Raw genomic sequence first — 6,456 nt, 5'->3', positions numbered from 1 at the left:
GGATTACTCCGGCCCTTATCACGGTTATGACGGCTTTGCCATCTTCGCTCGTGATATGGACTTGGCACTCAACAGCCCAACCTGGTCATTAATTGGCGCTCCTTGGAATGAAAAAGCTCAGGCTAAGAAGGCTGAAGCTAAGGCTAAGGCTGCCGTTTAGGGAAATGGGAGAGTGAGATAAGTAAGGATAACCTGGGGCTAAAACCCCAGGGGGGAGTTGGGAATACAAAATTCAAAATTGAAAGATTAAAAATTCGTTTTGATTTTTGCATTTTGAATTTTGAATCATATTCCCACTCCCGCCTTAAATCTTCATTCCTCAATCAGTAAAGAATTCAGTAACCTTGGAGATCCAGAAATGCCTCAGAATCCAGAAAAAATTCAAGATCACGTCGAGTTATTCCACCAACCTGAGTATCAACAGCTATTTGAAAACAAAAAGCAGTTTGAAAACGGTCACGAAGCCGAAGAAGTAACACGGGTTGCAGAGTGGACAAAAGGTTGGGATTATCGTGAAAAGAACTTCGCTCGTGAAGCTTTAACCGTTAACCCTGCTAAAGGTTGCCAACCACTAGGAGCAATTTTTGCTGCTGTTGGTTTTGAAGGTACTCTACCTTTCGTTCAAGGTTCTCAAGGTTGCGTTGCTTACTTCCGCACCCACTTAACCCGTCACTACAAAGAGCCATTCTCTGGTGTATCTTCTTCAATGACTGAAGATGCAGCCGTGTTTGGTGGTCTGCAAAACATGATTGACGGCTTGGCGAACTCTTACCAACTGTACAAGCCTAAGATGATCGCTGTCTGCACCACCTGTATGGCAGAAGTAATTGGTGATGACTTACAGTCTTTCATCAACAACGCTAAGGAAGCTGGTTCAGTTCCTCAAGATTTCCCAGTACCTTACGCTCACACTCCTAGCTTTGTCGGTTCCCATATCACTGGTTACGACAACATGATGAAGGGAATTCTTTCTAACTTGACCGCAGGTCATAAGAAAGAAACCAGCAATGGTAAAATCAACTTCATCCCAGGTTTTGACACCTACGTAGGCAACAACCGCGAAATCAAGCGGATTGCTTCGCTGTTCGGCTTTGACTACACAATTCTAGCCGACAACAGCGACTACTTGGATTCACCCAACACAGGTGAATTCGATATGTACCCAGGTGGTACAAAGCTAGAAGATGCAGAAGATTCAATCAATGCGAAAGCTACAATTGCTCTGCAATCACACTCTACTCTCAAAACCCGCGAGTACATCGAAAAAGAGTGGAAGCAACCAACCTCAGTTTCCCGTCCTTGGGGCATTAAGGGTACTGATGAGTTCTTGATGAAACTCAGCGAATTGAGTGGTATCCCAATTCCTCAAGAATTGGAAATCGAACGCGGTCGTGCAGTTGATGCCATGACTGACTCCCACTCATGGATTCACGGCAAGCGCTTCGCTATCTACGGCGAACCAGATTTAGTATACAGCGTAGTTGGCTTTATGCTAGAAATGGGTGCTGAACCTGTGCATATCTTGGTTCACAACAGCAACGAAATATTTGAAGCAGAAATGAGAGAACTGCTTGCTTCTAGCCCCTTCGGTAAGAATGCAACCCTCTGGCCTGGTAAGGACTTGTGGCACATGCGTTCATTGTTGTTCACCGAACCAGTAGACTTCCTGGTTGGTAACACCTACGGTAAGTACCTGTGGCGCGACACCAAGATTCCCCTCGTGAGAATCGGCTACCCCATCATGGATCGCCACCACTTACACCGCTACGCCACCATTGGTTATCAAGGTATAATCAACCTCCTCAACTGGACTGTAAACACTCTGTTTGAAGAAATCGATCGCAACACCAACATTCCTTCTAAGACAGATATTTCCTACGACTTGATTCGTTAGAAATTGCGTAGAAACACAACGTGTTAATTAAGGGCGGGGAATAATTCGTAATTCGTAATTCGTAATTCGTAATTATGAATTATTCCCCCCTTTTCTTACTAGCATTTACCCAAGGTATCTATAGATGGAAACCATCAATCACACTCACGAACATACTCACACTCATCCTCATCCTAATTACCATCCACCTAACCAGAAAAAACCAGGATGGTTCAACAATCTTCTTAATCCGTTGCGTGGTGTAGTGGATGGAATTCAGGTTAAAAATAATCGCATCGCTCATCTAATTTGCCAAACAATTCCTTGTTGTTGTCCCTTTGAGCGACAAATTAAATTATTTGGGAAGTGTATTGATATCCCACCACTATGTAAACTCAATCCTTTATATGACGAATTTGTAGGATTGCGTTTCCGCGCTCTATCTTACCTGACCGATGTATGTGGAGAGGATGTCACAAGATACATTTGTTAGTCATCGGTCATTGATCATTAGTCATTAGTCATTGGTCATTAGTCATTGCTAGAGACGCGATTAATCGCGTCTGTACAATAGTCAATTCAAATGACAAATGACAAAGGACAATTAACAATTAAGAGAAGAGAGATGAAAAGCACCCAAGGCAAAATCAACGAGCTGCTGACTGAGACAGGATGCGAGCATAATCAGCACAAACAAGCAGAAAAGAAAAACAAGTCATGCGCTCAACAGGCACAACCTGGCGCGGCTCAAGGGGGCTGTGCCTTTGATGGTGCAATGATTGCTCTAGTGCCGATCGCAGATGCTGCTCATTTAGTCCACGGGCCGATCGCCTGTGCTGGTAATTCCTGGGGCAGTCGTGGTAGTCTGTCGTCTGGCCCGCAACTCTACAAAATGGGCTTTACTACTGACTTGGGTGAAAATGATGTCATCTTCGGTGGCGAAAAGAAACTCTACAAAGCAATTCTAGAACTTCACGAGCGCTACCAACCAGCAGCAGTATTTGTCTATGCCACTTGCGTTACAGCCTTAATTGGCGATGATATCGATGCAGTCTGCAAAGCGGCGGCTGAGAAAATTGGTACTCCTGTTGTTCCCGTCATTGCCCCAGGATTCATTGGCAGTAAAAATCTCGGCAACCGTTTTGGTGGTGAATCTTTATTAGAATATGTTGTCGGAACAGCAGAACCGGAACATACAACGCCCTATGATATTAACTTAATCGGTGAATACAACATCGCCGGTGAAATGTGGGGAGTAACACCACTGCTAGAAAAATTAGGCATCCGTATTCTGTCTAAAATTACGGGCGATGCTCGCTACGATGAAATTCGCTACGCCCACCGCGCCAAGCTCAACGTCATGATCTGCTCACGAGCGCTGCTCAATATGGCGAGAAAGATGGAGGAGCGTTACAACATCCCTTACATTGAAGAGTCTTTCTACGGCATCGATGATATGAATCGCTGTCTCCGAAACATCGCTGCTAAATTAGGCGATGGTGATTTACAAGAACGCACAGAAAAGCTAATTGCAGATGAAACGGCTGCTTTAGATTTGGCATTGGCTCCTTATCGCGCTCGACTCAAAGGTAAGCGGGTTGTATTGTATACAGGTGGTGTCAAGAGTTGGTCGATTATTTCGGCTGCTAGAGACTTAGGCATTGAAGTTGTTGCTACCAGTACTCGAAAAAGTACTGAGGAAGATAAAGCCAAAATCAAGAAGTTGATCGGCAACGATGGCATCATGTTGGAGAAAGGCAATGCTCAAGAATTGCTAAAACTGGTTAAAGACACCAAAGCAGATATGCTGATTGCTGGTGGACGTAACCAATACACCGCTTTGAAAGCTAGAATTCCTTTTCTTGATATCAACCAAGAACGTCACCATCCTTATGCAGGTTATGTGGGAATGATTGAGATGGCGCGGGAATTGTACGAAGCTCTGTATAGCCCGATTTGGGAACAAATACGCAAACCCGCTCCTTGGGAAGAAGAGGAGGTAGTTTAATGGCGATCGTTACTGTTTCTAACAAAGCACTGACAGTTAATCCCCTCAAGCAAAGTCAAGCTTTGGGTGCAACCTTAGCCTTTCTGGGATTGAAAGGGACGATGCCCTTATTCCACGGTTCTCAAGGTTGTACTGCTTTCGCCAAAGTTGTCCTAGTGCGGCATTTCCGGGAAGCGATTCCCCTAGCTACCACAGCGATGACGGAAGTCACTACTATTTTGGGTGGTGAAGAGAATGTGGAGCAAGCAATTCTCACTCTGGTGGAAAAGGCTAACCCAGAAATTATTGGTTTATGTAGTACTGGGTTAACTGAAACCAGAGGAGATGATATTGAGGGTTTTCTTAAAGAAATCCGCGATCGCCATCCCGAATTGAATAACTTAGCGATCGTTTTTGCCCCCACCCCAGATTTTAAAGGTGCGTTGCAAGATGGCTTTGCTGTTGCTGTCGAAAGCATAGTTAAGGAAATTCCTCGCGCGGGTGGACTCAGAACTGAACAAGTCACGATTTTAGCGGGTTCTGCCTTCACACCTGGGGATGTACAGGAAATCAAAGAGATGGTAACGTCCTTTGGACTAGTGCCAATCTTTGTACCTGACCTTGGCGCTTCTCTAGATGGACATTTAGAGGATGCTTATAGTGCAGTTACAGTCAGTGGAACTACTTTAAAACAGCTACGAGAAGTAGGTAGTTCTGCTTTTACCCTGGCATTGGGTGAAAGTATGCGGGGTGCAGCCAAAATATTGGAAGAACGCTTTGGCACACCTTATGAGGTGTTTGGCGAACTGACTGGATTAGAACCAGTAGATGAATTTATCCAAGCATTGGCAATTTTGAGCGGTAACAGCGTACCAGAAAAATACCGCCGCCAACGCCGTCAGTTGCAAGATGCGATGTTGGACACTCACTTTTACTTCGGCGCAAAACGAGTTTCTTTAGCGCTAGAACCCGATTTGTTGTGGTCAACAGTGCATTTTCTGCAATCGATGGGAGCGCAAATTCATGCGGCGGTGACAACCACGCGATCGCACCTTTTAGAAAAGCTCCCGGTTAAAAGTATCACCATCGGCGACTTAGAAGACTTTGATAGTTTAGCAGCCGGTTCTGATTTGCTGATTGGTAACTCGAATGTGGGTGCGATCGCAAAACGGCTCTCGATTCCTCTTTATCGTCTAGGATTGCCCATTTATGACCGCTTAGGTAATGGTCAATTTACCAAAGTTGGCTATAGAGGCACAATGGAACTTTTGTTTGGTATCGGCAACCTGTTTTTAGAGGCAGAAGAAGCGAGAGTTAAACAGTTCCAAGAGTTCGGAACTGTGAGCGCAGAGTTTTGAATTCACACTTGAAATTCAAAACAGTTCAGTTAAGAGTTGATCCTCCCTAACCCTCGTTAAGGCATGTATACACAAGTCGAATTACCCCCCTTAATCCCCCCTTATAAAGGGGGGAAACAATAAATCAAATCTAGTTCCCTCCCCTTTATAAGGGGAGGGTTAGGGTGGGGTAAAACCTTGGTTAATCACTAATCAGCTATTTCAGACTTGTGTATACACCGTAGCTTTTTAAGCGGATCTTCCGAGGCTAAATATCACTAACTGAACCGTATTGCTTCAAAATTCAAAACTGAGGAGAATTACAATGAAAATAGCCTTCACGACGAGTGACCGAGTTCATATTAATGCCCACTTCGGATGGGCAAAAATGATTGATGTTTACGAAATTACCGATGAGGGATATCACTTCGTAGAAACCCTCACCTTTGAAGGCGAACTCAAAGAAGATGGTAATGAAGACAAAATCACTCCAAAACTTGAGTCAATAGGTGACTGTACGATTATTTACGTAACAGCAATTGGTGGTAGCGCCGCCGCTCGGTTAATCAAGAAAGGTGTCACCCCAGTGAAGGCGCGATCGGAAGAAGAAGAAATTAGCGAAGTGCTAAATAAGCTAGTGAAAACCCTCAAAGGTAATCCTCCACCTTGGTTGCGTAAAGCTTTACAGCCAAAAACCACAAACTTTGCTGATGAAATTGAAGACGAAGCAACAGTATGACCACAAATAATAGTGTTAACGGAACTGCTACAACAGAAGTCTTGAACTCACCTTTCCTGAAGGTATTAATTAAACAAATCCGTGGTCAAGACAGTTATGGAGTTTATCGTACTTGGTCGGATGAGTTGATTCTCAAACCCTTTATTGTTACCAAACAAAAGAAACGGGAAATCTCCGTTGAGGGCGAAGTCGATCCGATCACGCAAGCACGAATTATGGCATTTTTTCGGGCTGTAGCGGCTGGAATTGAACAAGAAACAGGTTTGATATCTCAGGTTGTAGTTGATTTGAGCCATGAAGGATTTGGCTGGGCGCTAGTTTTTTCTGGTCGTCTCTTGTTAGCTGTGAAAACCTTGCGAGATGCTCATCGCTTTGGCTTTGACTCAGTAGAGAAATTAGCAGAAGAGGGAGAAAACTACGTCAAAAAAGGTCTTGATTTGGCGAAACGTTTTCCTGAAGTTGGCAAAATTTAAAGAGTTAGGAGTGAGGAGTTAGGAGTGAGGAGTTGAATTAACTATTA

General features: G+C 44.2%; 6 protein-coding genes. All 6 read left to right on the top strand.

Going from position 1 to position 6,456, the window contains the following annotated elements:
• Positions 1 to 358: 358 nt before the first annotated feature.
• The 6 genes from nifK (at position 359) to RMX89_RS27005 (ending at position 6,409) form a co-directional block, all read left to right on the top strand.
• Positions 359 to 1,894, top strand: a complete 1,536-nt coding sequence (gene nifK, locus RMX89_RS27030) for a nitrogenase molybdenum-iron protein subunit beta (protein WP_322674575.1) — start codon at positions 359 to 361, stop codon at positions 1,892 to 1,894.
• A gap of 124 nt (positions 1,895 to 2,018) precedes the next feature.
• Positions 2,019 to 2,366, top strand: a complete 348-nt coding sequence (locus tag RMX89_RS27025) for a Mo-dependent nitrogenase C-terminal domain-containing protein (RefSeq protein WP_322683917.1) — start codon at positions 2,019 to 2,021, stop codon at positions 2,364 to 2,366.
• 132 nt (positions 2,367 to 2,498) lie between these two features.
• Entirely contained in the window at positions 2,499 to 3,881 is a 1,383-nt protein-coding gene (nifE, locus tag RMX89_RS27020) for a nitrogenase iron-molybdenum cofactor biosynthesis protein NifE (RefSeq protein ID WP_322691081.1), read from the top strand.
• On the top strand, positions 3,881 to 5,218 hold the full coding sequence (gene nifN, locus RMX89_RS27015) for a nitrogenase iron-molybdenum cofactor biosynthesis protein NifN (protein ID WP_322691080.1): 1,338 nt from the start codon (positions 3,881 to 3,883) through the stop codon (positions 5,216 to 5,218). The genes nifE and nifN overlap by 1 nt, the downstream gene beginning before the upstream one ends.
• A gap of 304 nt (positions 5,219 to 5,522) precedes the next feature.
• A complete protein-coding gene (nifX, locus tag RMX89_RS27010; RefSeq protein WP_069069804.1) occupies positions 5,523 to 5,936 on the top strand; it encodes a nitrogen fixation protein NifX in 414 nt (137 codons plus the stop codon).
• Positions 5,933 to 6,409: a NifX-associated nitrogen fixation protein gene (locus RMX89_RS27005; protein ID WP_322674578.1), complete on the top strand. Its 477-nt coding sequence runs from the start codon at positions 5,933 to 5,935 to the stop codon at positions 6,407 to 6,409. Before nifX ends, RMX89_RS27005 begins: the two co-directional genes overlap by 4 nt.
• Positions 6,410 to 6,456 lie beyond the last annotated feature (47 nt).

It is taken from the genome of Nostoc sp. DedSLP04, assembly GCF_034530775.1.
Classification (GTDB): domain Bacteria; phylum Cyanobacteriota; class Cyanobacteriia; order Cyanobacteriales; family Nostocaceae; genus Nostoc.
Note: the sequence above shows the minus strand (reverse complement) of the source record. Positions and strands in the feature narration are given on the sequence as shown.